Consider the following 25,203-nt stretch of genomic DNA (forward strand, 5'->3'; position numbering starts at 1 on the left):
CACGGTCTCCGGGCGACAGCGCGTCGTCGTCCTCCTCTTCCGCTCCTGCGGCCTCGACCGGCCCGGGATCTGCCGTCTGCCCGGCCCGCCCCCTGACGCTGCCGAAAGCCAAGCCCGACGTGGACTCGGAGCACCGGAAAGCGTGAGTGACCGGAACCGAACGGCGTCGCCCCCGCCCGGGCCCTGACGACGGGCCGGGGATCCGGCCTGTGCTCAGCCGGTCCGCCCCTGGCCCGGCCGGTGACTTCCGAAACTCCACTCGCGGCCCTCCGGGTCCAGGACCCGGGCACGCCGGGTCCCCCACCCGGTGTCCTCGGGCGGGAAGACGGACCGGCCCCCCGCCCGCAGGGCCCGGTCGTAGAGTCCGTCGACGTCCGGCGTCGCGAGATACGCCCCGGCTCCCGTGGAGACGCCCTTAAGGGGCGGGACGTCGTAGGCGGCGTCCGAACTCGCGAGCATCACCACCGCGTGCCCGAGGCGGAGTTCGGCGTGGACGACACGGCCGTCCTCACCGTCCTGACGCGCCGTCGTGGCGAAACCCAGCTCCTGAAGCCATCCGATGGCGCCAGGAGCGTCCGAACAGCTCAGATACACATGCAAGGACGTCTCGTCGGGTTGCATGGGGACTCCTTGCGGACGACCCGGTCAGGCCCGGGCGTCCATCACGCGCCGCAACGAGTGCAGCGCCCTACGGATGTGGCTCTTCACCGTGCCCAGAGGCAGCCCCGTGCGCTCGGCGATCTGCACCTGGGTCATGTCGCCGTAGACGGCCATCCCCAGCAGACGCCGCTGCACCGGAGTCAGGCACCCGAGCTTCTGCAGAACGAGGACGCGGTCGACGGCGGCCTCGCTCTCGTCGACACCCCGGTGGCGGACGGCTTCCTCCTGCTGCGCCGCGGACACGTTCGCGAGGTCGGCACGGCGGGCCCGCGCCGCATGCGCGTCCGCGATCGCGTGACGGGTGATGCCGACGAGCCATCCCGCCAGCGCCCCGCGTTCCGGACGGTACCCGGTCCGGCCGCGCCAGGCAGCCAGGAAGACCTGCTGGGTGACGTCCTCGGCGTCATGGGTGTCGCCGAGCGAGCGCCGGGCGAGGGTGTGGACGAGCGGGCTCCACCGCCGGTACGCCAGGACGAGCGCCTGTTCCTCCCCGGCGCAGAACCGCCTGGCGAGGTCGGTGTCGTCACCGGCCTCCTCGTCCGACGGCGGCGGACCGTACGCGCCGTGCACACCGGCATCGCACGGACGCGCGTGCCCGGCGTCGGCGCTCGGATGCATATCCGGCCGAGCAGTAGGCATCATCAGCTCCCAGATCCTCGAACGGCGTGCATACGACCGTCCTGCGGAACGGCACACGATCGCAATCCGCATCGTTCGCGCATCGAAAGGCCGGACGTCCGTCGACGCGTTGTACGCCGGCCGTAAAAGATCTGCATCCCTGGAAGAGGCACCCGGGGAAGACGCTGTGTACTCACTCGCCCGGGAGTGAACGAATGCGAAGGGACAGCGACGATGAACATCCCTCTGACCTCTGTTGCCGCAGCGGCTTCCCTCGGCGTGTGTGCTCTCGCGCTGGGCGCGGCGGGAAACGCGAGCGCGGCGGACGACGACCAGGCCATGGTCTCCGTCTTCCACGCCGTCCCCGGTCTGACGGTCGACGTGTACGCCAACGGTGACGAACTGCTCCCCGACTTCAAGCCCGGCACGCTCACCGAGCCGCAGCCTCTCCCCGCCGGCTCCTACGACCTGAAGGTCTTCAAGGCCGGAGCGGATCCGAACGGGAAGCCCGCCATCCAGAAAACGGTCGAGGTGCCGGCCGGGGCCGACGCGACCGTCGTCGCCCACCTGGACGCCGACGGCAATCCGCGACTGGACGCCTACGTGAACGACACCGCCGAGGTCCCGGCCGGACAGGCCCGCCTGACGGTCCGCCACGTCGCGGCCGCTCCCGCCGTCGATGTCAGGGCGGGCGGCCAGCCGGTCTTCAAGGGGCTGGAGAACCCCGAGGAGGACACCGCCGACGTGGACGCCGGGACGGTCTCGGCCGACGTCGTCGTGGCCGGTACCGACGACGTCGTCGTCGGCCCCGCCGACCTCGACCTCGAAGAAGGCACCACCAACATCGTCTACGCCTGGGGGAGCGCCGACGACAAGAACCTCGCCCTGAAGACGCAGACCCTGACCGGCATGGAATCGGCGCCCTCGGGCGTGCATGCCGGAAGGACCAACGATGCCGGCACATGGATGACCTACGCCGCGGGGATCGGTCTGCTCGGCCTTGCCGGCGCGCTCACCGCCCGCCGCGTCGTGACCCGCAGCCGTGCCTGACACCGGACCGGCCCTGCGGTTCCGGCGGCTCCAGGCGGTGGTGATCGCCCTGCTGGCTGTCTCCGGGACCGCGGTGCTGGCGTCGGTGCCCTCCGGCGGAAGCCTCCCTCGGGCGGCGCAGTTCGACGCGAGGCAGCCCCCCGCATCAGCCCCGCCCGTCCGCACGCAGGACACCGGCGCCGCGACGGCACCGTCCGCCCGGCACCCCACAGGCGGCGACCCCCGCCGCCTCGACCCCCGCCGCCTCGATCTCCGGCGCCTCGGTGTGAGCGCCGAGATCGAGCCGGTCGGGGTCGCTGCCGACGGCAGCGCCGAGATTCCCGAGGACCCGGACCGAGTCGGCTGGTACCGGTACGGACCCGCTCCGGGAGAGGCATCCGGTTCCGCCGTGATCGTGGGACACGTGGACTCCGCCACCGGTGACCTCGGCGCGTTCGCAAGCCTCTACAGCGTCCGCGCGGACGACGTCGTGACCGTGCGGCGGACCGGTGGCCCCCCGGTCACCTACCAGGTCGTCGCTCGCACCCTGGCCGACAAGGAGCATCTGCCCGCTTCGGCCTTCGCCCGGACCGGCAGACCGGTGCTCACTCTCATCACGTGCGCGCCGCCCTTCGACGAGACCCGAGGCGGCTACCAGCGCAACCTGATCGTGACGGCGGTCCCGAGGTGATGCCGTCGCCCGAAACCGATCCCTGATGCCTACGCTGCTGTTTATGTCCCCACCGGAGACGACGACCGAACGGCCATCGGCCTCCGCTCCTGCGAGGACCGACAGGCGGGCGGGTGCCGTGCCTCCCCGTCGCTCTCCTGCCCCGCCTCTCCCCGCTCCGCCCCGCACGAGAGGAGGTGGGCCATGGCCCCGCACCTGGACGCCGACGAGCTGACCGAGCTGGCACTTCAAGCCGGCTCCCGCCCCACCCCCCGGCAGCGCGTCCACCTCGTGCGCTGCCGGCGGTGCCGCGAAGAGCTGAGACAACTGCACCGAGTCGTCCGAGCCGCACGAGACGTCTCCACCGAAGACCTCCTCGTCGCCCCGCCCCCGCGGGTGTGGGACGCGATAACGGCAGAACTGGAGCGAGGGACGCGTTCTCCGGCGCGGACGGGGAGCAACACCGACGCATCCGTCCGGCACGCCCACCCGTCCCGCGGCCGCCCGTGGCAGCGCCGTCCCGCCATGCTGCTCGCCGCCGCAGGTCTCGCCGCGGGGGCAGCACTCGGCAGCGCCGTCACATGGTGGCAGCTCGACGACGACGTACCGCCCGTGTACACGAGCCGCGACAGCCGTCTGGCCCCGCTGGCCGTCCCGCAGGCCGTCGGCACAGCACGTCTGGTCCGCAGCTCCCCGGCCGGCCGTGAGGTCACGGTGACCGTGGCGGGCCTGCCGCGCACGGACGGCTACTACGAGGTATGGCTCATGGACCGGACCCACACCAGACTCATCGCGGTGGGCGTCCTCGGCCCGGACGGCCGTGCCACGCTGCCGCTTCCCGCAGGGGTCGACCTGTCCGGCTACCCGCTCATCGACGTGTCCGCGCAGGAGAACGACGGGAACCCCGCCCATTCGGGGCAGAGCGTCGTGCGCGGCAGTCTCCCCGGCTGATGTCACAGGCCCTCGGCGGACTCCGCGGCCTTCACGTGCCGGTTCCCGATCCGGCGCGGATGCGCTCGCGGGCTCGGCGGAACCGCCGCCGAGCCGTGCCCTGCAAGCCGGACGGACCCCGCGGACTCGCCCCGTGAGGCGTCCGGCCCGTGGGGGCGCGGGCCGGACGCCTCACACGGTTGTCCGTGTTCGGCGGGACCGAGGTGGCCGCCGGCGGAGCGCCCGGGGCGGGTGCCGTAGCGGGTCGGTCAGGCGAACGGGTCCGCCGGGGTCAGGCCGCTCCGATGCCGTGCAGCAGGGTGTCGACGACGACGTCCGCCGCCCGGGCGGGGCTCAGGTCGGGCAGTTGCCGGGACACGAGGTGCATGAGCTCGGGCAGCAGGGCGCCCGCCCGTCCCCGGGGCAGTCCGGAACGCAGGAGCCCTTCCTCTGAGGCGCGTTCGAGGAAGGCGTCGACCTCGCGGACGGACGCGTCGCGGCGGGCGCGCGCGTCGTCGTCGGCGAGCATGCGGTTGAGGTCGACGGGCCAGGTGCGGTTGACGGCGATGATGTTCTCGACATAGCGGTGCAGCGCGACGGCGACGGGGGCCTCACGCAGCCGCGCGTCCTCGACGGCCTGCTCGACGGCCGCCAGGCGGGACGCGCAGATGGCGGCGAGGAGTTCCTCGCGGGAGGCGAAACGCCGGTAGACGGTGCGCCGGTCCACACCCGCCTCGGCTGCGATGCCCGCGATGCTCGCGCCGGGATCGGCGGCGAGCATGCGTGCTCCGGTGGTCAGGACGTTTTCCAGGTTGCGCGCGGCGTCGGCTCTCACGCTGTCGAGGACGCGCGGCTGCGTGAGGTCGCCGGCGCTGCGGATCGTGCTGCTGCGGCGGTTCGACGCGCTGCGCGAGGAGAACGCGGAGCTCGATGCGCATCGCGCGAGAGGAGATCTTCGGGCCGGTCCTGGTCGTCATCGCGTACGACGACGAGGACGAGGCCGTGCGCATCGCCGACGACTCCGAGTACGGCCTGTCCGGCGGCGTCTGGGCGTCCGGTCGGCCGACGAGCGGCACGCCCTGGAGGTCGCCCGCCGTATCCGCACCGGCACCGGCACCGGCACCGGCACGGTCGACGGCGCGCCGGTCGCCTTCGACGGTCCGTTCGGCGGCTTCAAGGCCGGCGGGATCGGCCGCGAGTACGGGGCGGCGGGCCTCGGCACCTGCACCGAGTACCGGACCGTCACCGGCTGAGGTCCTGGTCCCGCGACGGAAACCGTCCCGGCCACTTCTCGCGTCACCGCCTTGACCGGTGACGCCGACTGGTGCAGGCTGACAGTGGTCGCCGAGAGGTGGCAGGCAGGGCGTGATCCGTGTTCGACGAAGTGGAGCAGGGCATGAACGAGAAACTCTCCGTGGACGCCGACGCGGCGGCACGGCGCGCGCGATTCGGCAGGCTTCCCGGGCGGATCCGTCCCGAGGACATGGCCGCCGAGGTGGAAACCGCACCGGCCGGCGCGGGCGGCGCGGCCCACAACCCGGAGAACTCGTGGAAGTTCTACTCGTGCCTGGCCCTCGACCTGGGTCTGTGAGTCGCTCCGGCGGCGAGGGCTCGCCCGGGCCCACGGGGCCCTGACGGCACCCGGCGCCGCCGCCTTCGCCCTGTCCGGCCGGGCACCGATGCCGTACCTGTACGTCTTCTCCAGGGTGAATGCCGAGTGCGGCGGAGAAGGCCGCGAACGCGCCCTGGGCGTGGACCCCGTGGCCCATGTGATCCACGGCACACGGCGGGAGTGCATAGCGGGCCGTGCCTCAGTGCCTTTCTAAGGGTGCGAGGGCGTGGCGCCGGTCGTACGGCTGCACACGCACTCGACGACACGTGTGCGACCTCGCAAGGCCGCCGGGAGGTCGGTGGACTCGGCGGGGAGGCGGAAGGGCCGACGCCGCCGGCCGGGTACGCCCGCACGCGCCCACCGGTGAGTGGGCCGGCACGGGGCCGCCGGGAGCGACCGGCGCGCGCCGCACGCGAGGCGTGGTGACCGCGGGTGTGCTCGTCCTGCTCATCGCCTGGAACTTCGTCTACTTCTTCCCGATCTGCACCGGGCAGACGATCCCGTACGGGGAGTGGCGCGCCAGGATGTGGCTCGGCGCCTGGATCTGAACAGGGCTCTTCGCGCTCACAGGGCCCGCAGGGGACCCGCGAAGGACTTCCGCGGGGACGAGGGGGCGACCAGAGGCGGCAGTGAGGCGAACACCTTGCCCTTGAGCGTGCTCGGGTGCCGCGTCAGCTCGACGTCGACGCGCGTGCGGTCGCCCTCGGAAGTCATCCGGAAGACCCAGCCGCCGCCGGCTCCGAAGAGTTTGGAGCCGAGGGTCGTGACGGTGACGGTGTCGCCGTCCGGCTCCCATTCGTGGCGTGCGCGCTCCCATGCGGCGGCGGTGCCTTCGGTGACCTCGGCCCAGGTGTCACCGAGGCGGTGAACCTCGAAGTGCCCGGCGTCGATGGTGGGCCGTGCCTCCGCGCGGGACGGGCCGAAGTCGGTCAGCCCCCAGGACGTCCTTCGGGCCGAGCGTGGAGACGAGATGGAACCGCACGACCGCCACGGGAGTTTCCTCACTCTCCGAGTAACCGTTCTGACTGGTGGCGAGACGCTCTCATGTGCATTCGTCACCTGTCAAGACGGTTACTTTTCAGGGAATCTCGCAGACGAACTGCTCGGCTCCCGGTTCGAGTGCCCCGGCGCCCCTCGGGGAGGAGCCCGGGCGTCGCGGGGCGGTCGCCGCCGGGAACGGGCCCGACCTGGAGTCGCGGCCCGGCACCCGGACGGAACTGCCGGGCGGGCTCGGCGGTCGACATGGTCGCCGGATCCCGGCGCGGTGGGCATGCCGGTGTCGCCCGGCGCGGGGTCGCTGGATCCTCCGCGGCCGCGGAAGAGCGGCTGCCCGGAAGCGCGCCGCGCACGCAGGACGTCACGGAACCTGCCTGGCCCGCCGGCGCGCAGGTGTGGATCTGGGCGGACGGCGCGGCGCTCTCCGGATACGGTCCATCGGTGTCCGACTTCGTCTGGAGGCTGCCGGGAGCGAGTCGGCCGGCCTGGCCCCGTCCGGCACCGGCGCGATCCCGGACGGGTGAGAGCGCTCGGGCGAGCGGGGCCCGGAGGCCGCGCGGGCGATGCCCGGGCCTCGCGAGGGCTGGACGTGGGCGAACTCCCGCTCGCTGCAACCGTGGGCGGCGTCGCGGGCGGATCGGCCGGTGGACGTGACGCCGTGGAAGTTCCCGCGTGCGGGAGGGGGGGCGGACGTGCCGGCCCGGACGGTCAGTCCGTGGCCCCCGCGGGGACGGTCCTCTTGCGGGCGCGGTAGGCGGCGGCCTTGATCCTGTTGCCGCAGGACTCCATGCCGCACCACTGGCGTCGCATGCCTCGGGAGCGGTCGATGTAGACGCGCGTGCACTCCGGGTTGCCGCATTCCTTCAGCAGCGGGACGTCCGGGCCGCTGAGCAGCTCGACGGCCCGCCGGGCGACGGTGGCCAGGGCCTGTGCGGGGGTCGCCTCGGTGTGCCGTCCCGCCAGGGTGAGCTGTGGCGTCGCGGGGTCCTTGCGCGCGGCCGAGTTGAGCACGGCGAGCGCCTCGCGGTGGAACTCCTCGCCGAGGCGGCGGTTGGTGATCAACCCGTACAGGGCTTCACGCACCTTGACCGCGTCCCGGACGTCCTCGTCCTCGCCGGGGGTGATCGTGTCGACCAGTCCGGACTCCAGGTACCAGGCGTTCAGCCGCTCCGGGCTCACGAACATCTCGAACCGGGTCGAGCGCCGGGCGCGGAGCGTGGCCGCGAAGTCGAGCGCCGGGTGTCCGCAGACGAAGACGTGGTCAAGATTCACGTCACCATTTTAACAGGTGACTTCACGGGGGTGCAAGGATGCGCCCGTGGGGCATGCGCAACCGCCGTCACAGGCCGGCGTCCTGCTCGGGTGCGGTGACGGCTCCGGGCCCGACGGCCGCGCTGCGTGTCGAACACGTGCTGTGGCCGGTGTCCCAGCCGCCCACGGCGTCCGGCTCCCGATGAACCCGACCGGCAGGACCGGGCTCCGCGCCGGCGTCGGCGACAAGAGGCCGGCCGACCGCGTACGGCAGTCCGTCGTGGACAGCGGCAGCCGCGGCCTGCACGTCGTACGTGGACTCACCGTCCGGCGGGGGTGCGGTGGACGGACGCCGGCAAGGTGTCTGCGCGTCGGTCACCAGGTGGCACGGCCACAGGGGGGCGGGCGCGTGCGCTCCTCGGGCGGCGCCGACGGTACGGGCGGCGAGCCCCCGGTACGGGCGGCCGGCCTGCCGGCACGAGTTGCCCCCGTCGGCGCCGATGGCGCGCGTCCGCCCTGCAGCCGCTTCCCTGCCGAGGCGGTGGCCGTGAGGCTCGGGGCCGCCGCACAGCAGAACACCAAGGTGCCAGGAGGCGGGGTCGTCCCGGTCACGGGCGGGCAGCCGCTCCCACGGGGCGGTGACTGTCTCCTGCACGGCAGATGTCTGCGCCGGTCCATGACCGAACGGGTGCCGTCCGCCTGTGTCTCCACGCGGTGCAGGTCCTGGCGGCAGCGGAACCGGCCTCGAAGCCCCCTCACCCTTCCGCTCGGGGACCCGGCGGTTCGCCGGACACCGCGGCCGAGCGGCGCCGGTGATGTCGCGGATCCTTCGGTGCGGATCCGAGGACGGAGGCGCGGCCGTTCCCGTCAGTGCCCGGAGCCGTGCCGACCGCCGAGCTGGTCACGGTGGCGCGGATCGCCCAGGTACGTGTCCTCGTCGAAGACGGGAGCCGCCTTGGCCTGCGCCTTCGTCCGGGCCAGGTTCACGATGCGGGCCACGTGGTCGATGCCCATGACCGCGTCCGACGGGATCACCACGTCCTTGCCGAGGAACCACAGGCCGGTGTGTACCACCAGGAACCGTCGGCCGAGGTCCCTGGAGTGTGGGCTGACCGAGCCGACGCGGCCGTCCGTGGCGTCCACCTGGTAGCCGGTCAGGTCGTCGTCCGGGGTGTGGCCCGCGGTCGGTACGTGAGGGATGCGGTGTTCGGTCACGATGTCCTCTCTGCTGTCGTCCTCATATCTGCTGTCCTCCTCGTACGACTGCCCGCCGAGGCGCGTGACAGGCGTACCGGACGCCTGCCGTCGCCCCGACGGTGTGTCACGCCTTCTGTGACCCCGTCCCGCACGGCCGGCGAACCTGTGGTGCGCGGTGCCGACGTCGGCCTCCTGCGCGGCGAGCGGTGGCACGAGCACCCGCAGGACGCCACCAGCGCTGATCATGCGGCGGTCGGTCGGCGAGGGGGCGTCATGACCTCCGGGCCGGGGCGTACGGGCCGAAGCGGACATTGCCTCCCTTTCCAGGGCCGCCGACGGCCGCGCCGGGCTGTGCGGCTCGCCACGGGCCTGGTCAGGACGGGGCCGGTGCGCGAAGATCGCGCCCGCACCACCGCATCCACGCCATCCACCACGGGAGGATGTACATGGCTCACCGCACACCCCGCGGTCTGCTCGCCGGGGCCACCGCCACCGTCGCCCTGATCGTCACGGCCGGTGCGGCCTCCGCCACGGGGACCGCCCCCGCCGTGCCCGGTCCGCAGGCCCGCGTCTTCATGGTCAACCCCGTTCAGTCCTCGGGCGACCAGACCCTCACCGACGGCAAGGACGCCGCCGCGGCGGTCCCCGCCACCGCGTACGCCACCGCAGTGCTGCGCAATCTGGACGGCAGCGGCGGGCTCTCCGGCCGCTGGGTCTCGGTCCGCTCCGACACCGGCGCCTCCGCGCGGCTCGCCGACGCCGCCTCGTACGACCGGCACGACGACCAGTTCGAGCAGGTCATGGCGTACTTCTGGGTCAACGAGGCGCAGGAGTACCTGCAAAGCCTCGGCTTCGGCAGCGAGCTGCCCGGCGCCAACGACCGGGTACAGCCGGTGCGTATCAACCAGTGGGGCGCCGACAACTCCTTCTTCACCGACAAGAAGGCGGAGATCCGCTTCGGCAAGGGCGGCGTGGACGACGCCGAGGACGCCGAGGTCGTCGTGCACGAGTACGGCCATGCCGTGCACCATGCCCAGGTGCCCGGTTTCGGCAGCTCCGTGGAGGCCGGCTCCATCGGCGAGGCGTTCGGCGACTACCTGGCCGTCGCAGTCGGCGAGCACGCCGCCGCACGGTACGGATGGCCGCTGAAGGCCGACGCCGCCTGCGTCGCCGACTGGGACTCCGTCATGTACAGCGACGCCCCGCACTGTCTGCGCCGCATCGACTCCGGCAAGACGTACGCGGACCGGGTCGGCGAGGTCCACGCGGACGGCGAGATCTGGTCCCGCGCGCTGCTCGACATCCGTACCGCCCTCGGCCCGCGCGTGGCCGACCGGATCATCGTCGACGCCCAGTTCGGCTTCGCCCCCGACACCGGCTTCACGGCGGCCGCGAACACGACGGTCGCGACGGCGCGGAAGATGTACGGCAAGGGCGCGGCGGACGCGGTCCGCGCCGCGTTCCGGAGCCGGGGCATCCCCGGCGTCGCCTGACGTGCGACACCCCGGAGGCGGCAGGTCCGCCGCCTCCGGAGCCCGTCCGGCGCACGCCCTTGCGTGATCCCGCCGTCGCAGGTCGAGCCGACGGCGTGAGAACAGGATCTTGCGCGGGTCGCCGAGCTGCTCGGCGGCGTTCACGTTCCGGCCACCGACGGCCTCCCGCTCGGGCCGGGCGCCGGCGAAACCGCCGTACGTCCTGCGGCCGAGGAGCGGGACCCCCGTGGTGTCCTTCGTGTCCGGTGCGGGTACCGGACACGCCCGTGCCGCCCACCGGAAGTCGTCGGCGGGCGGCACGCGGACGGTTCAGACCGTGTCCAGCTCCCTGCGGAGCCCCGGACGCGGTGAGCCGTCCGTCGCCCGGCGCGGATCCGTGACACTGCCCAGCCAGCCCAGCAGGAACCCGGCCGGCACCGTCACCAGGCCCGGGATCGTCACGTCCCAGACCCTGAAGTCGTGCTCCGGGAAGATCGACTCGGGTGTGCCGGACGCGTACGGCGAGAGCGCGAGCGCCGCGATGCTCAGGGCGGTGGCCCCCCACAGGCACCACAGCGCGCCGCGGGCGGTGAACCCGGGCCAGTACAGGGCGTACAGCAGGACGGGTGCGAGGGCGGCGCCGCACAGGGCGAGCCAGAGCGTCGAGACGACCACCAGGTTCCAGTCGGCGGCGATGACCGCCATGACCGCGGCGACCGTTCCCGTCAGCGCCGCCGACCACCGTGACGCGGCACCGTCCGTCCTGCCCTCCGGGCGCCCGTCCTCGGCCTTGCCGACCGCGCCCAGCACGTCCCGGCCCAGGGTGATGCCGGCGGCGAGGGTCACGTCCACCACGGCCGCGAGGGCGGTGAGGAAGAGGACACAGGCCATGGCCGCGACCAGGATGCCGCCGCTGTCGAGGGCCCGCGCGAGCAGCAGCGGCGTGAACACCTGCGCCGCGGGACCGCCCTCGCGCAGCGCCGCGCCGAGGAGGGCCGCGCCGCCGATGCCGACGAGGGCGAGCGCGCCGTACAGGAGGGTGAGTTCGCCGAGCATCCAGCGGCCGACGGTCCGGGCGCCGCGCGGGCTCTTCGTCGAGATCGCCCGGATCAGCACGGCGGGCATCGCCAGCGTCGCCATCGACATGCCGACGGTCTGCCCGATCCGGTTCACGGCCCCCACCCACCCCTCACCGGTGTAGCCGCCCGGACGCAGATACGCCTCACCCATCTGCGAGCCCTGCGCGGCCGCGTCGAGCAGCCGCCCCAGGTCCCCGCCGAAGCGGTCGAGGACGAGAACGGCGGCGACCACCAGCACGGGCAGGCAGATCGCGGACTTCGCGAGCATCACCACGCCCGTGCCCCGGATCCCGCCGCTGACGGCCAGCGCGGTCATCACGCAGCCGATCACCACGATGCAGCCGGTGCGTGCACCGGGCTGCCCGATCAGGGCCGCGGCGACGTTGCCGACCACCACCAGCTGCACGACCAGCAGGGGGAAGCAGACGAGCAGCGTCACCACGCCCCAGGAGACGCGTACGGCGCGTCCGCCGCTGCCGCGCGCGTCCAGCATGTCCGCGGCCGTCAGCGAGGCGTGCCGGCGCAGCGGTTCGATGATCAGGACGACGAGCAGCATGACCCCGATCAGGCTGCCCAGCATGATGCCGAGGCCGTCGAAGCCGAACGCGGCGACCATGCCGACCAGTACGGTGACGGTCGCGACCGTGGTGGTGTCGCCGCCCATGGCGATGCCCTGCTGCCACGAGCGCAGCCGGCGGCTGTCGGACCGTACGAGAGCCCGGTCGTCCTCGTCGGCGCCTGTGATGATGCACAGCATCAGGCAGATCACGACGAACACCGAGAACACGGCGAAGACGAGGGAGCGGGACGAGGGATCGAGCAGTGTGCTCATGACCACCTCCGGGTGTCCGGTTGCGGTTCGACCCGGTCGACCCGTCGCCCGTACACCACCAGGGCGTGCACACCGACGGCGAAGGGCACCACGGCCAGGATCATGCCGAGGCTCACCGGTCCGGCCGTCCGCGTGCCGTACACGGACGGCACGAGGGCGGCGGGCAGCACGTAGAGCAGCCAGGCGGCGGCGATCCGGAGGCCGAGCCGCAGCCCGACGGCCAGCCTGGCCGCCTCCTCGGGGTCGTGTCGCCTGCGCTCCGCCGGAGGCCGCGCGCCTGCCGCCGGCTCGTCAGGGTGTGGTGGCCCGTGCCAGGGCTGCGGTGGGAACGACATACGGGCGGCTCCGCTCACGTGGGTCCCGCATCCCGGAAGGGTGCGAGTACGGGTGTGGGGGTGGGCGCGGAGTCAATCAGAGACCTGCGTGGATCCGCAGGCTCCGGGCGCAGGTCTGTTCTTCCGCCCAATCCGGAGTCGTGAGGACGGTGAACGGGCACTGCGTGATCGAGAGCCGGGCGGCCGGGCCGCGTGATGACGGGCCGATCCGATCCGATCCCGATGCGGGGCAGGCCGTCGTCACGGAGTGCAGTGGCGCCATCGAGTGAAGTCGGTCCTCGCGGCGGCGCGGCACTTGAAGCAGCCATCAGGCGGTCACACACTGTGACGGAACTCGAACGTCTCCACGGAAGTTGTGCACCCTGCGTGCACATGACTGAAGGAGCTGACGTGCCAGACACCCCGGAAAGCCGCCACTATGTGAGCAGGGGGATGGACGTCCGGATCACGGCGGACAAGGAAGAGATCGAACTCCGCCTGAACGGCATGCTCGTGGACGTCATCTATATCGACGGCGAGTACCACAGCCAAATGGCCAACCAATTCACCGGATTCCCCACGGTCGACGCGCTGGTGGAGTCACTGCTGCAGACCCGGGGGCGGACATGGACCGTCCGTGGCGGAGGCTGCTGCGGCGGTCACCCGCACGACGGCGGCGGTCATCCCCATGACGGTGGCGGTCACCCGCACGACGGTGGCGGTCACCCGCACGACGGTGGCGGTCACCCGCACGACGGCGGCGGTCACCCGCACGACGGTGGCGGTCACCCGCACGACGGTGGCGGTCACCCGCACGACGGTGGCCATGACCACGGGCACGACGGCGGAGGCCACCAGTGAACATCCGCAAGAACATCTACAGCCTGACTCCGCAGGAACTCGCGGACTTCCAGGACGCGCTCAACGCGGTCAAGGCCGACGGCAGCTACGACGACTTCATCCGCCGCCATCACCACGCGATGATGACCGAGACCCCCGCGTCGGGAGAGACTCCGCACCCGAGCAGGCGCAACGCCGCGCACCGCGGGCCGGCGTTCCTGCCCTGGCATCGGTACTTCTGCCGCGAACTGGAGCTGCTGCTCCAGAAGAAGAAGCCGAACGTCACCCTTCCCTACTGGGACTGGTCCGCCGATGCGGCCGACCCCGCCACGGCTCCGCTCTGGAACACCGATCCGGCCGGCGGCCCGGTGTACGTGGGCGGCGACGGTGACGGCCCCGACGGCGAGGTGACCACCGGGCCGTTCGCGGGATGGACCGCTCTGATCGAGGATCTGGCCACGGGCGGCCTGGCCCCCCGGCCGGGCGGGATCCTCAGGGCACTCGGCAGCACGATCGGCGTGCCGGAGATGGACCTGGTTCTCTTTCCGACCGCGGCACAGGTGGACGACCTCATCCAGAACTGGACGGTCTACGACACGGAGCCTTGGCGAGGAGCCAGTACCGGCAGCTTCCGGAACCGCCTGGAAGGCTGGAACCCCGAGCCGTTTCCCCCTGACGAAGGCGCCGGCTCGCAGCTGCACAACCGGGTGCACATCTGGGTCGGCGGGGACATGGGCCCCGGCACCTCCCCCAACGATCCGGTCTTCTTCCTGCACCACTGCAACATCGACCGTCTGTGGGCACGCTGGCAGCACACACACCCGACCAGCCCCTACCTTCCGGCGAGCGGCGGCCCCCTCGGCCACAACCTCGGTGACACGATGGAGCACCTTGTCACGACCGACGCGACGCCCGCACGCTCTCTGAACTACCGGCGCACCCTCGGCTTCATCTACGACACCGACCCGCCTCTGGTCGAAGCAGCCTCGGCCACAGTGCACTTCCACAACGTTCCGACGCTGGAAACCACCTGGCGGGCGGCCACCTTCCGGGTCAGGGCCGGCTCCCCGGTCACCCTTGAGGTCGTACCGGGCAGCGGATTGGCCGCGCCCTACTCGCTCACCTCTCTGGGCGCGTCCGTGACCCACACACCGGAGGTGAACAGCGCCCCCTTCGACCTCGTGCGGGTCTGGTTCGCCTTCACCGGTGAGGGGTCCGAAGGGCCTGCAGCCAGCGGCACCGTGAAGATCCGCTGCGTGGAAACCGGCGAGGTCTTCGACTTCGTCCTCACGGCCAACACGATCCAGCGGGAGACCACCGGTGTCGTCTTCAGCCTGGACAAGTCCGGCAGCATGAGCCGGCCCGCAGGCACTGGCACCACCCGGATCCATATGCTGCACGAGGCAGCCTCACGGTGTGTGGAACTCATCCGTGACGGCAGCGGGGCCGGGATGGTGAGTTTCGACGAGGACGCCCGCCCCGATGTGAAGCTCGCGCCCTTCGGCCCCGGGCTGACCCAGCGAGGCGATCTCCTGGCGGCGATCAACGCCCTCGTGCCAGGGGGCGACACCTCCATCGGAGACGGAGTGGAGACCGCCTACCAGACGCTGGCGGCGAACGGCAGTGCCTTCACCGACCACGCCATCGTCGTGCTCACCGACGGCCTCGAGAACCAGCCCAGGTTCCTGGACGAGGTCAGCGGACTGATCGACGCACGCACCTTCGCCGTCGGACTGGGTGCCGCACAGGAGGTCAGCACCTCCGCGCTGACCAAACTGACCAACGGGACCGGCGGCTACCTCCTTCTCACCGACACGCTCGGCACCGACACCGACAGCTACTTCCGTCTGTCCAAGTACTTCCAGCAGATCCTCGCCTCGGCCACCGACGACGGCGTGGTGACTGACCCGTCAGGAGTCCTTCCCCCCTCGGAGGTCGTCCGGGTCCCCTTCGAACTCACTGAAGCGGACATCGAGGCGACCCTCACCGTGCTGACGGACGTGGCGGCAGTGGACCTCGCCCTGGAGACACCGACGGGCGAGGTGATCCCCGAATCCGGCCTCGCCGCACTGGGGGCGGAGGTCGGACACGGAACCAACATGGTCTTCTGCCGGTTCAGGCTGCCCCTGCCCGCGGGGGCCGGCGCGCACGGCGGGACCTGGCATGTGCGTCTGCGGGCCGACGAGGGCGTTCTCCGCGAGGAGACCGACATCCGCAGAGCAGCGGTGGAAAAGGACCCGGCACGCCGTAACGACCTGGACCGGCTGACGGCTCATGGTCCGCGGTACAGCGTTTCCGTGAGCTCCTGGAGCAACCTGCGTTTCGGGGCTCGGCTGACGCAGTCGAGCATGGAACCCGGTGCCACCCTCCGGTTCGACGCGGTACTGACCGAGTACGGACTGCCGGTCGAAAGCCGTGCCGAGGTGGTGGCGGAAGTGCAGCGCCCCGACGGGGTCCTGATGCGCGTACCGCTGGAGGAGGAACTGCCCGGCGCCTTCACCGGTGGTCTCACCGCGGCGATGGGGGGCGTCTGGCGGGCCCGGATCCGGGCCCGTGGGCACACCCACGGGCAGACACGGTTCACCAGGGAACAGCAGCTCACCGCCGCCGTCCTGGTGGGCGGGGACAGACCGCCGGCGCCCAGGCCGGGTTCCGACGAGACCGAGAGACGCTGAACCCCGGCAACCGGTGGCCTCCGACCGCCCGGACGAACACCGCGCTCGTCCGGCGCGCGTCGCCCGGCACCGGCGTGTGCACCGGCGGCCTGATGAAGCGGACCGCGGACGTTCGCGGCGGTCATCGTCGCCCGGTGCCGTGCTGATCCGGCTGTTCCCGGTACGCCTCGCCCACCTGGGCGAGGCTCAGGGACAGGGCCGCGCAGTTCGCCGTCGCGTAGCTGATGACGAGGGCCGGAGGGTGCGCGGTGCCGGACACGGAGTAGTGGTGGCCGCCGCGCAGGAGCACCGAGCGGTGGCGTGCGGCCCGGACGAGGGAGTGTTCGTCGATGTGGGGCGGGAGCCGGACGTACGCCTGGAGACCGCTCGTGCCGCCCAGCAGCCACGCGTCCGGCAGATGGATGTCCAGCTGGGTGCGGACGGTCTGACGGCGGCGCCGGAACTCGGAGCGGAGCCTGCGCTGGTGGCGGTCGAACGCGCCGGTGTCGATGAGGCGCGCGAGGGCCAGCTGTTCGAGACCTGAGCAGCCGATGTCCCAGCCCGCGCGGACGTGCTCGATCGACGCCATGAGCTCCGGTGGGCCCACCAGCCAGCCGAGCCGCAGCGCCGGGGCGAGGATCTTGCTGGCGCTGCCGGCGTAGACGACGCGTTCCGGCGCGAGGCTCTGCAGCGCGGGCAGCCGGTCGGCCGGGTCCAGGAAGGCGCTGTCGAAGTCGTCCTCCAGGATGTATCCGTCGACCTCGCGGGCCCAGCCGATGAGCCGCTCGCGGCGCTCCCGGCTCAGGCGCACGCCGGTCGGGAACTGGTTGGCGGGAGTGACCAGCGCGGCCCGCGTGCCGCTCGCCTCCAGGCGGTCCATGTCGATCCCGTGCCCGTCGACGGGGACACCGACGGGCCGCAGCCCCGAACTGCTGATGAACTCGCGTTCGCCGGGATGGCCCGGGTCCTCGACCGCCAGTGTGGTGTGGCCCCGGTCGAGCAGCACCTTGCAGACCAGCGCCAGGCCCTGGGCGAAGCCGGCGGTGATCATGAGATCTTCGGGGCGGTTGCGTACTCCGCGCACCCGGCCCAGATAGCCGGTCAGCACGTGCCGGGTGAGGGGGACTCCGGCCGGCGGGGCGTAGCCGAGCTCCTTGCGCCCCGCCTCGGTGATCACGGAGGTCATGCAGCGGAGCCATTCCTTGCGGGGGAAGTCCACGGTGCTGGCGGTGCCGGTGCGCAGGTCCCACCGGGCGTCGTGGGCCGGCTCCTCGGCGGGGAGGGCCAGGGACGAGGCGGCCGTGCCGATGCCTGCGTGGTCGGTGACGGTGGTGCCCGAGCCGTGACGGCTCGTCAGGTAGCCCTCGGCCGCCAGCTGGCCGTACGCCTCGACCACGACACTGCGGGAAACTCCGATGTCGAGGGCGAGCTGCCGACTGGACGGTATTCGAGTTCCGGGCTTCAAGGTTCCATTTTCAACCAGAACTCGAAGGGAATCGCGTATCTGCATGCCTAAGGGAATTCGAGATTCCACGTCCACCGTGAGTGCTAAATGCCGCGCCAAGTGGTCTTCTCTCCAAGGGGTGAAGTGGTATGGCCAAGGTAGTGGAACATTTGATGGACTTGTCTCGCACGCGCATTCGGCAGCCGGTTCGGCGGCCGGTGCGGCAGGGGGGATCCGGCCGATGCAGTCCGGGGCGTGCAATGTGAGGCGTTGTGCCCCGTGACGGGGCACCGCCTCCACGGGCATGGCGAGACCGTCCCTCGACGCCCCTGCGGTCCTGGAGATCGAAAGGTAAGCGCTGTGGCTTTGGTTTCGGTGGAGTCGACTGCGGCCTCGCAGTACGCGTCACGTCGGCAGGAACCACCCTCGCCCGGAGCGGGCGATTCACACGGGGGAGCACTCGAAGGAGACGAACGGGCGGGAAGCGTCGCGGTGCGGGTGACGTCGGAGAACCTTCCGCACGTCGACGCCCTCACGCTCTATCAGGAATTATCCGCCGTCCGGGACCAGGCCGACGTCTATCTCTTCGAGAGCCTCGACGGCCCCGACCAGGACCGGCACTACGCCGCGGTCGGCTGCGGACGGCTGGCCGAACTGAGGGTGTTCGCGGACCGCGTGGACCTCATCGCACCCGGGGAACTCGGCGAGGCGCTCGCGGCCGCGGTCTCGGCCGCGACCGGCCGTGCGCCCGGACGCACCGATGACACCCGCAGCTGGCCCCTGGCCGGCCCGGACACGGTGTGGCGGGTGCTGCGCGCGGCGCAGGGGGTGTTCGACGTCGACACCGACGTGCCCACCGGCACCTTCGCCTTCGGCTTCCTCACCACCCTCTCGTACGAAGCGGCCTGGGCCATGGAGGAACTCCCCGCCGGGCACTCCGCGTCGGACCTGCCCCGGTGCACGCTCACCCTCTTCAACGACACCGTCTGGTACGACCTGCGCAGCGGTGAGGTCCGCCATCTCGCCGCCCGGGGGCCGGGGTTCGACGGTCCGGCTTCCGACCTGAGGAAGGCCGTGGACCGGGCGCGGTCGCTCGGCACCGGGCGAGCGGTGGTCCCGGACGCACCGCAGCCGCGTTCGGTGCGGGACACGGTGGACGAGGAGACGTTCGTCACCCGCGCGAAGCGGTGCCTGGAACACATCGGGGTCGGGGACAGCTATCAGATCCAGATCGGTCACCGTATCGATGTGGAGACCTCGTTGGAGCCGCACCAGGTCTACCAGCGGCTGCGGCACCGCAACCCCTCCCCGTACATGTATCTCGTGCCCTGGGCGGGCCGTACCGTCATCGGGGCCAGCCCCGAGCTGTTCGTGCGCATCAAGGACGGCGACATCTCGATGCGGCCCATCGCGGGCACCGCGCCCCGGGCCGCGGACCCGGCCGAGGACGCCCGCCGGGTCGCGGAGCTGCGCGCGAGCGCCAAGGAGCAGGCCGAGCACGTCATGCTGGTCGACCTGTGCCGCAACGACATCGGGCGGGTGTGCCTGCCCGACACGTTGCGTGTCGACACGATGATGGAGGTCGAACCCTTCGCGTACGTGCACCACCTGGTGTCGACGGTCTCCGGCCGGGTCCGCGACGGTGTCGACGTCTGGGCGTCGATCTGCGCGACGTTCCCCGCGGGCACCATGACCGGCGCGCCCAAGCTGCGCGCCATGGAGATCATCAACGACATCGAGGAACACCCCCGTGGCATCTACGCGGGTGCCCTCGGCCTCGTCGACGTGCGCGGCTTCGCGGTGCTCGCGCTGTGCATCCGCACCGCCGTCCACGACGGGACCCGCTACAGCACCCAGGCGTCGGCGGGAGTGGTCGCGGACTCCGAGCCGGCTGCCGAATGGCGCGAGACGCTGGCCAAGATGAGCGCCACGTACTGGGCGCTGACCGGTGAGGAGCTGCTTGCATGAGGGTCCTGCTGGTGGACGCGTACGACAGCTTCAGCCACATCATCGACCAGTACCTGCTCAGCCTCGGCGCGCACACCGAGGTGGTGCGCTCGCGCACACGCCCGGTGGAGGAGCTCGTGGCGTCGGCGCCCGACGCGGTGGTCCTCGGGCCGGGGCCCGGGCATCCGGCGGACTCGGGCCACGTCGAGCTGGTGCACGCCTTCGCCGGGCGCGTCCCGCTGCTCGGGGTGTGCCTGGGACACCAGGCCATCGGCCTGGCCTACGGGGCGCGGATCGCCGTCGCGAAGCGGCTGATGCACGGCAAGACCAGCCCGGTCGAGCACGACGGACAGGGCGTCTTCGCCGATGCCGCACACCCGTTGACGGTCACCCGCTACCACTCGCTGGTGGTCACCGAGCCGGCGGCGCCGCTCGTGGTCACCGCGACATCGACGGACGACGGCTGTGTGATGGGCGTACGCCACGAGACCCTGGCGGTCGAAGGCGTGCAGTTCCACCCGGAGAGCATCATGACCCAGGACGGGATGCGGCTCTTCGACAACTTCCTGGCCAGGACCGCCGCCCCGCGCTGACGGTCCGCCCCGCACGCTCCGCCGCGCTCCCCGGTCGCCGGGGTACGGCGCCTCCTCCCGCACGGCCCCTGAGGCCGCCCGTGCCCTTCTCGGCCGCCGGCGCCCCGGGCCGCCGCACGGCATCACCACGAACCCAAGGAACCCGACACCCATGTGGCTTCCCACGCACGGCCCCGCGGCCGAGTTCGCCGCACGCTACCTTGCGCTCCACCGCGCCTTCTACGCCCGCACCCTGACCGAGGCCGACCTGGACGACTGGCGCGGCCGTCAGCTGGCGGCGGTCCTGGAACAGGTCGCCACCCGGTCCCCTTTCTACGCACGCCACCTGAAACAGGCGGACCTGTCCGCCGTCACCCCCGACGACCTCACCGCGCTGCCCTTCACCACCAAGGCCCATCTGCGTGAGGAGATGCTGGACGTCCTCAGCAGGCCGCTCGAGGAAGCCCTGTTCTTCTACGAGACGACCGGCACCACCGGCCCCGCCACGCCCTGCCCCCGTGACGGGCGGGAGATCGTCGCGAGCAACGCTCATGTCACCGAGTCCTGGGCGTCGATCTTCCGGCACCACTTCGGCGCGCGCGCTCCGCGCATCGGCCTGATGGGGCCCACCGAGGTGCACTCGTTCGGCGACACCCTCGGGGACATCGCCCGCAACACCGGTTCCCTGAACGCCAAGATCTGGCCGTACTCCCCGGTCATCGGCTTCCAGAAGGCCCTGCAGCTGATGAAGGACCTCGAACTGGAGGTCATCTGCTGCACGCCCGGCGTCGCACTCACTCTCGCCAAGGCCGCCGAGCACTACGGCTACGACCTGCGGCGGGACTTCGCGGTCCGGCTGCTCTTCGTCACCGGCGAGATGTGCACCCCCGCCCTCGCGCACAACCTGGAGACCGTCTGGGGCGCCGACGTCTACAACATCCTCTACGGCTCGCAGGAAGCCTTCGTGATGGCGACCGCCTGCCGCAACAAGCGGATGCACCTGTCCCAGACCAACTACATCGTCGAGGTCGTCGACCCGGAGACCGGCCACAGCCACGGACCGCGCGGCACGGGCGAGCTGACGGTCACCATGCTGATGGACGGCGTGAAGCCGCTGGTCCGGTACCGCACCGGCGACGTGGTGGCCGTGGCGGAGTCCGACTGCGACTGCGAGATGCCGGGCGACCTCGTACGGATCGTCGGGCGCACCCTGGACCGCATCGACCTCGCGGGGCGGCGGTTCACGGCCGGCCAGATCGAGACGGCCGTGATGACAGGGGTCACCGGGTCCGCCGGGTACCAGGTGGTCATCGAACAGGACACCACCGGGCAGGACCGGATCACGGTGCGCCTGGAACTCCTCTCCGGCCAGGTCCCCGACCCCGACGGGCTCGCGTCCGCGGTGCGCGAGCGGACCGGGAACGCGCTCGGGGTGCCCGTCGTCGTCGAACTCAGCGACGGACTCGACCCGATCGTCAGCACCGGCGCGTTCGTGAGCTGGAAGGCAGCCCGTGTGGTGGACCGGCGCACCGCGACCGACCACGAGACCGCGGTGGCCCAGCGGATGGCGGCGAACCGTGGCTATGCGAACTGACCTCCAGGCCGAACCCACCGCACTGCCCGGCACCCTGGCGAGCGAGTACGCCGCGCGCTGGAGCGAGCTGGTCGCAGGGTGGGCGGCGCGTCCGGGGGCGGTGCTCGGGACGCTGGGCCCCGCGGGGACCTCCAGCGACCTGGCCGCGCGCTTCCTCGCCGCCGAGCACGGCCTGTCCGTCGAGCTGTTCGACACCTTCGACGACGTACTGGAGCAACTGCTCTCGCGCAGGCTGGAGCTGGCCCTGGTGCCGAGCGCGTACGCGGGCCTCACCCGCTTCCACTGGCACCGGGACCTGCGGCTGCGGGCGTTCTTCCCGCGGGCCACACCGGAGTACGGCATCGCCGCCGGCTCGGGAGGCGGGCTCCCGCCGGGCGACGGGCCGGTGTCCGTCGCCGCCATGTGGGAGGTCCGGCGGATCTACGCCGAGGTGGCGCCGGCGGCGCTGCACGGCCGGGACGTCGACTGGGTGGACGCGTCCTCCACCCAGCACGCCGCCGAGATCCTCGCGGACGGCGGAGCCCAGCTGGCGGTCACCAACGCCCCCGGAGTGCGGACGTACGGACTGCGCTGGGTGGCGACCCGCCCCGGCGCCGAGATCCTCTGGACGCTCTTCGGCCGCTCGGAGGAGCCCGCCGAGCCGCTCGCCGCAGACCTGAACCCCTGATCAGTGGAGACATCCGACGTGTCACGCAAAACCCTGCTCCACCGCGCCACGGTCCAAGAGGGCCTGGGCCGGGCCTCCCTGCCGCGGCACAGCGTGCTGCTCGACGGCGACCGCATCGAGGCGGTGCTCCCGGAGGGGCTCGCCCCGCTGCACACCCCCGGCATCGACGTGCTCGACCTCGACGGCCGCACGGTGATGCCCGGCATGACCCTCGGGCACACCCACATCGCGTATCTGGACGTCCTCGACGGGCGCGAGATGCTCTTCAAGTACTCGGTCCCCGAACTCACCCTCGCGGCGGCACGCAACACGGAGAACCTCCTGGGCCTCGGCTACACCGCCTTCGTGGGTGCCGGATCGGTCGCCGGGATCGACATGGCGCTGCGCCGCGCCGTCGACGCGGGGCAGCTGCGCGGCCCGCGGATCACCCCGTGCAGCCGGGACCTGATGGTCTCCGGGCCGCCCGAGCGCCGCAATCCCGAGGTCGGGAAGAGGATCCCGAGCGATCTGATGCGGCTGGCGGACACTCCGGAAGAGATGGCGGAGTACGTCGCCGGGGAGATCGCACAGGGCGCGGAGATCGTCAAGGTCTTCTCCTCGGGCGACGACACCTTCCCCAACGGGCGCTCCCACGAACTGCTGTTCACCGCCGAGGAGCTGGTGATCGCGGCCCGTACCGCGCACGAGCACGGCGCCCGGATCCGCGCCCACTCCCGGGGGCTCGACGGCATCCGCAACGCCATCGCGGCCGGGGTCGACGTCATCGACCACGCCACCTACGCCGACGACGCGGCGCTGGAGGCGATCGCCGAACGCGGGATCTTCGTCGTGCCGAGCCTCTACCAGCCGCACATGCTGCTGACCACGGGGACCGGGCACGGAAAGACCCCGGAGTACCTGGAGACGCTGGAGTTCGAGGCCGAGGTGGCCAACACCCTGCGCATCCTGCCGCTCATGGTGGAGCTCGGCATCCCGGTGGTGGCGGGCGACGACTTCGGCTTCGCCTGGACCCCGCACGGCACGTACGCCAAGGAGCTCGAACTGTACGTCACGATGGCGGGCATCCCGGCGCGGACGGTGCTCTCCTGGGCCACCGCCAACGGGGCCCGGCTCGCGGGCCGCGGCGACGACGCGGGCACGGTACAGGCCGGCCGCCTGGCCGACCTCGTCGTGACGGACGGCGACCCGGCCGAGGACATCTCGGTCCTGAGCCGGCCGGGCGGCATCGAGCTGGTGCTGCTGGGCGGCGTCCCTGTCGCGGGCGGCACCGAGCTCTTCCGCATCGTCACGGGACACCCCGGTGGCACTCCCGCGGCCGCGGGGGCCGTGTGATGTCCGGGGACCGGGCCCTTCTGCCCGTGACACCGCTGCTCGCCGTCGGAGCCTTCGCCATCGGCACCGACACCTTCGTGGTCGCCGGGGTCCTGCCCGAGGTCGCCCGCGACCTCGGGTCGAGCCTGGCCGACGTCGGTTGGGTGAGCACCGTCTTCGCGCTCACCTACGCCGTCCTCGCGCCCGTGCTCGGTGCGCTCACCGGACGCCTGGAGCGCCGCGCCGTCCTGGTCGTCTCGCTGACCGTGTTCGCCCTCGGCAACGCGGCCTCCGCGCTCGCCCCCGGCCTCGGCACCCTCCTCGCGGCCCGGATCCTGACCGCGGCGGGAGCCGCGCTCTACGTGCCGGCCGCCTCCGCGTCGGCCGCCGCGCTGGCCGCCCCCGAACGCCGCGGGCGGGCCATGGCCGTGGTGCTCGGCGGGCTCTCGGCGGCGACCCTCGCGGGGGTGCCGTTCGGGACCTGGCTCGCCGCCGACCTGGGCTGGGCCGCGACCTTCTGGCTGCTCGCGGGGCTCGGCGCCGTGTGCGCCGTCGCCGTGGCCGGCGGGCTGCCCGCGGTGCGGCTGCCTGCCGCGCCGGGCCTGGTGGCCCGCCTGGAGCCGGTACGGGACCCGCGCGTGCTGTGGACGGTGCTCACCACGGTGGCGTTCATGACGGGCGGTTACCTCACGCTGACGTACATCGGGGTGGTCCTCGCCCCGGCGACCGACGGCGACGGCGGCACGCTCGCGCTGCTGCTCCTCGTCTTCGGTGTGCTCGCCGTGTGCGGCACGGCGGCCGGCGGGCGTGCCACCGACCGCTGGGGGGCGACTTCGGTGCTGCTGGCGTCTCTCACCGGCCTCGCCGCCGTCCTCGTGACCCTGCCGCTGACCCGGGACACCTGGGGCGGCGCGGCCGCGGCCATGGCGGCGTGGGGGTTCACGGCGATGGCCACCCAGCCCCCGCAGCAGCACCGCCTGTTCGCGATCGCCCCGACGTCCGGGCCGCTGCTGCTGTCCCTGAACTCGTCGGCCACCTTCGCCGGGATCTCCCTGGGCGGCTTCCTCGGCGGCCGGGTGCTGGAGCAGGGCGGCGCTCAGGGGGCCGACCGGCTGGGGCAGTTCGGCGCCGCACTGGTGGCGGTCGCACTTCTGACGGCTGTGATCGGCGCGCGCCTGCGGCCGGCCGCGCCGGACGCCGGGACGCCGGCACCGGCTCCCGTGTCCGCGGCCGAACCCGGCTGAGACCCGGCTCCCGTGTCCGCGGCCGAGCCCGGCTGAGACCCGGCTCCCGTGTCCGCGGCCGAGCCCGGCTGAGACCCGGCTCCCGTGTCCGCGGCCGAACCCGGCTGAGACCCCGGCGCAGCATGTCCACAGGGGGGTGACCCCACGGCGCCCCGTGCACGGAGGATCCGGTGTTCTCCCTGCACGGGGCAGGACGTGACCACTTGGGGCGGTGCCCGGAATTGGCCTCATGCATTCCCCCGGAATTGGCCACCGCCGGGCACCCGCCCG

22 protein-coding genes and 3 pseudogenes are annotated in these 25,203 nt (G+C 72.3%); 14 read left to right on the top strand and 11 right to left on the bottom strand.

Annotated elements, in window-relative coordinates:
• Window positions 1-213: 213 nt before the first annotated feature.
• Both ACIQGV_RS09620 and ACIQGV_RS09625 read right to left on the bottom strand, forming a co-directional pair.
• Entirely contained in the window at window positions 214-621 is a 408-nt protein-coding gene (locus tag ACIQGV_RS09620) for a VOC family protein (RefSeq protein ID WP_402492739.1), read from the bottom strand.
• A 24-nt stretch (window positions 622-645) separates the two neighbouring features.
• Window positions 646-1,230, bottom strand: a complete 585-nt coding sequence (locus tag ACIQGV_RS09625) for an RNA polymerase sigma factor (protein WP_402492741.1) — start codon at window positions 1,228-1,230, stop codon at window positions 646-648.
• Window positions 1,231-1,512: 282 nt separating this feature from the next.
• Here ACIQGV_RS09625 and ACIQGV_RS09630 point away from each other — a divergent pair, with 282 nt between their 5' ends.
• The 3 genes from ACIQGV_RS09630 to ACIQGV_RS09640 all read left to right on the top strand — a co-directional run bounded on the left by ACIQGV_RS09630 (window position 1,513) and on the right by ACIQGV_RS09640 (window position 3,928).
• Window positions 1,513-2,328, top strand: a complete 816-nt coding sequence (locus ACIQGV_RS09630) for a DUF4397 domain-containing protein (RefSeq protein ID WP_402492743.1) — start codon at window positions 1,513-1,515, stop codon at window positions 2,326-2,328.
• The gene (locus ACIQGV_RS09635) at window positions 2,321-2,998 is read left to right on the top strand and encodes a class F sortase (protein ID WP_402492745.1); all 678 of its coding nucleotides are present in this window, start codon (window positions 2,321-2,323) and stop codon (window positions 2,996-2,998) included. The genes ACIQGV_RS09630 and ACIQGV_RS09635 overlap by 8 nt, the downstream gene beginning before the upstream one ends.
• Window positions 2,999-3,181: 183 nt before the next feature.
• Entirely contained in the window at window positions 3,182-3,928 is a 747-nt protein-coding gene (locus ACIQGV_RS09640) for an anti-sigma factor (RefSeq protein WP_402492747.1), read from the top strand.
• 271 nt (window positions 3,929-4,199) lie between these two features.
• Here ACIQGV_RS09640 and ACIQGV_RS09645 read toward each other — a convergent pair whose 3' ends face one another.
• Entirely contained in the window at window positions 4,200-4,688 is a 489-nt protein-coding gene (locus ACIQGV_RS09645; protein WP_402493187.1) for a TetR/AcrR family transcriptional regulator, read from the bottom strand.
• A gap of 143 nt (window positions 4,689-4,831) precedes the next feature.
• On the opposite strand from ACIQGV_RS09645, the pseudogene ACIQGV_RS09650 reads away from it, so the two are divergent.
• The 3 genes and pseudogenes from ACIQGV_RS09650 to ACIQGV_RS09660 form a co-directional block, all read left to right on the top strand.
• Window positions 4,832-5,160, top strand: a pseudogene (locus tag ACIQGV_RS09650) (aldehyde dehydrogenase family protein); the annotation flags it as partial.
• 143 nt (window positions 5,161-5,303) lie between these two features.
• On the top strand, window positions 5,304-5,498 hold the full coding sequence (locus tag ACIQGV_RS09655; protein WP_402492748.1) for a hypothetical protein: 195 nt from the start codon (window positions 5,304-5,306) through the stop codon (window positions 5,496-5,498).
• Between the two features lie 401 nt (window positions 5,499-5,899).
• A pseudogene (locus ACIQGV_RS09660) lies at window positions 5,900-6,067 on the top strand (phospholipid carrier-dependent glycosyltransferase); the annotation flags it as partial.
• A 16-nt stretch (window positions 6,068-6,083) separates the two neighbouring features.
• Here ACIQGV_RS09660 and ACIQGV_RS09665 read toward each other — a convergent pair.
• From ACIQGV_RS09665 to ACIQGV_RS09680, 4 genes and pseudogenes are all read right to left on the bottom strand, one after another.
• Window positions 6,084-6,510: pseudogene (locus tag ACIQGV_RS09665) on the bottom strand (hypothetical protein).
• A 713-nt stretch (window positions 6,511-7,223) separates the two neighbouring features.
• Window positions 7,224-7,787 carry a CGNR zinc finger domain-containing protein gene (locus ACIQGV_RS09670; RefSeq protein WP_402492750.1) on the bottom strand — a complete coding sequence of 188 codons (564 nt, stop codon included), beginning with the start codon at window positions 7,785-7,787 and terminating at the stop codon, window positions 7,224-7,226.
• 67 nt (window positions 7,788-7,854) lie between these two features.
• The gene (locus ACIQGV_RS09675; protein WP_402492751.1) at window positions 7,855-8,421 is read right to left on the bottom strand and encodes a hypothetical protein; all 567 of its coding nucleotides are present in this window, start codon (window positions 8,419-8,421) and stop codon (window positions 7,855-7,857) included.
• 212 nt (window positions 8,422-8,633) lie between these two features.
• The gene (locus ACIQGV_RS09680) at window positions 8,634-9,209 is read right to left on the bottom strand and encodes a hypothetical protein (protein ID WP_402492753.1); all 576 of its coding nucleotides are present in this window, start codon (window positions 9,207-9,209) and stop codon (window positions 8,634-8,636) included.
• A gap of 200 nt (window positions 9,210-9,409) precedes the next feature.
• Between ACIQGV_RS09680 and ACIQGV_RS09685 the strand changes: the two genes are divergently transcribed.
• Entirely contained in the window at window positions 9,410-10,456 is a 1,047-nt protein-coding gene (locus tag ACIQGV_RS09685) for a M4 family metallopeptidase (RefSeq protein ID WP_402492755.1), read from the top strand.
• 309 nt (window positions 10,457-10,765) lie between these two features.
• Here the strand turns inward: ACIQGV_RS09685 and ACIQGV_RS09690 are convergent, their stop codons facing one another.
• From ACIQGV_RS09690 to ACIQGV_RS09700, 3 genes are all read right to left on the bottom strand, one after another.
• Window positions 10,766-12,346, bottom strand: coding sequence for a transporter (locus ACIQGV_RS09690; protein WP_402492757.1), 1,581 nt, complete (start codon window positions 12,344-12,346; stop codon window positions 10,766-10,768).
• Window positions 12,343-12,681 (bottom strand): hypothetical protein, encoded by a 339-nt coding sequence (locus ACIQGV_RS09695; RefSeq protein WP_402492758.1) that lies wholly within the window; start codon window positions 12,679-12,681, stop codon window positions 12,343-12,345. The genes ACIQGV_RS09690 and ACIQGV_RS09695 overlap by 4 nt, the downstream gene beginning before the upstream one ends.
• Window positions 12,682-13,260: 579 nt before the next feature.
• The gene (locus ACIQGV_RS09700) at window positions 13,261-13,515 is read right to left on the bottom strand and encodes a hypothetical protein (RefSeq protein WP_402492759.1); all 255 of its coding nucleotides are present in this window, start codon (window positions 13,513-13,515) and stop codon (window positions 13,261-13,263) included.
• A gap of 2 nt (window positions 13,516-13,517) precedes the next feature.
• Between ACIQGV_RS09700 and ACIQGV_RS09705 the strand changes: the two genes are divergently transcribed.
• The gene (locus tag ACIQGV_RS09705; protein ID WP_402492761.1) at window positions 13,518-16,175 is read left to right on the top strand and encodes a tyrosinase family protein; all 2,658 of its coding nucleotides are present in this window, start codon (window positions 13,518-13,520) and stop codon (window positions 16,173-16,175) included.
• A 121-nt stretch (window positions 16,176-16,296) separates the two neighbouring features.
• Here ACIQGV_RS09705 and ACIQGV_RS09710 read toward each other — a convergent pair whose 3' ends face one another.
• Entirely contained in the window at window positions 16,297-17,664 is a 1,368-nt protein-coding gene (locus ACIQGV_RS09710; RefSeq protein WP_402492763.1) for a PLP-dependent aminotransferase family protein, read from the bottom strand.
• Between the two features lie 426 nt (window positions 17,665-18,090).
• Between ACIQGV_RS09710 and ACIQGV_RS09715 the strand changes: the two genes are divergently transcribed.
• From ACIQGV_RS09715 to ACIQGV_RS09740, 6 genes are all read left to right on the top strand, one after another.
• On the top strand, window positions 18,091-19,566 hold the full coding sequence (locus tag ACIQGV_RS09715; protein WP_402492764.1) for an anthranilate synthase component I family protein: 1,476 nt from the start codon (window positions 18,091-18,093) through the stop codon (window positions 19,564-19,566).
• Window positions 19,563-20,138, top strand: a complete 576-nt coding sequence (locus ACIQGV_RS09720; RefSeq protein ID WP_402492766.1) for an anthranilate synthase component II — start codon at window positions 19,563-19,565, stop codon at window positions 20,136-20,138. Before ACIQGV_RS09715 ends, ACIQGV_RS09720 begins: the two co-directional genes overlap by 4 nt.
• A 151-nt stretch (window positions 20,139-20,289) precedes the next feature.
• A complete protein-coding gene (locus ACIQGV_RS09725; protein WP_402492768.1) occupies window positions 20,290-21,711 on the top strand; it encodes a phenylacetate--CoA ligase family protein in 1,422 nt (473 codons plus the stop codon).
• Entirely contained in the window at window positions 21,695-22,378 is a 684-nt protein-coding gene (locus tag ACIQGV_RS09730; protein WP_402492770.1) for a hypothetical protein, read from the top strand. Before ACIQGV_RS09725 ends, ACIQGV_RS09730 begins: the two co-directional genes overlap by 17 nt.
• An 18-nt stretch (window positions 22,379-22,396) precedes the next feature.
• Window positions 22,397-23,710 carry an amidohydrolase family protein gene (locus ACIQGV_RS09735; protein ID WP_402492772.1) on the top strand — a complete coding sequence of 438 codons (1,314 nt, stop codon included), beginning with the start codon at window positions 22,397-22,399 and terminating at the stop codon, window positions 23,708-23,710.
• On the top strand, window positions 23,710-24,933 hold the full coding sequence (locus ACIQGV_RS09740; RefSeq protein WP_402492774.1) for an MFS transporter: 1,224 nt from the start codon (window positions 23,710-23,712) through the stop codon (window positions 24,931-24,933). Before ACIQGV_RS09735 ends, ACIQGV_RS09740 begins: the two co-directional genes overlap by 1 nt.
• Window positions 24,934-25,203 lie beyond the last annotated feature (270 nt).

It is taken from the genome of Streptomyces sp. NPDC093094 (assembly GCF_044754345.1).
Lineage (GTDB): Bacteria > Actinomycetota > Actinomycetes > Streptomycetales > Streptomycetaceae > Streptomyces.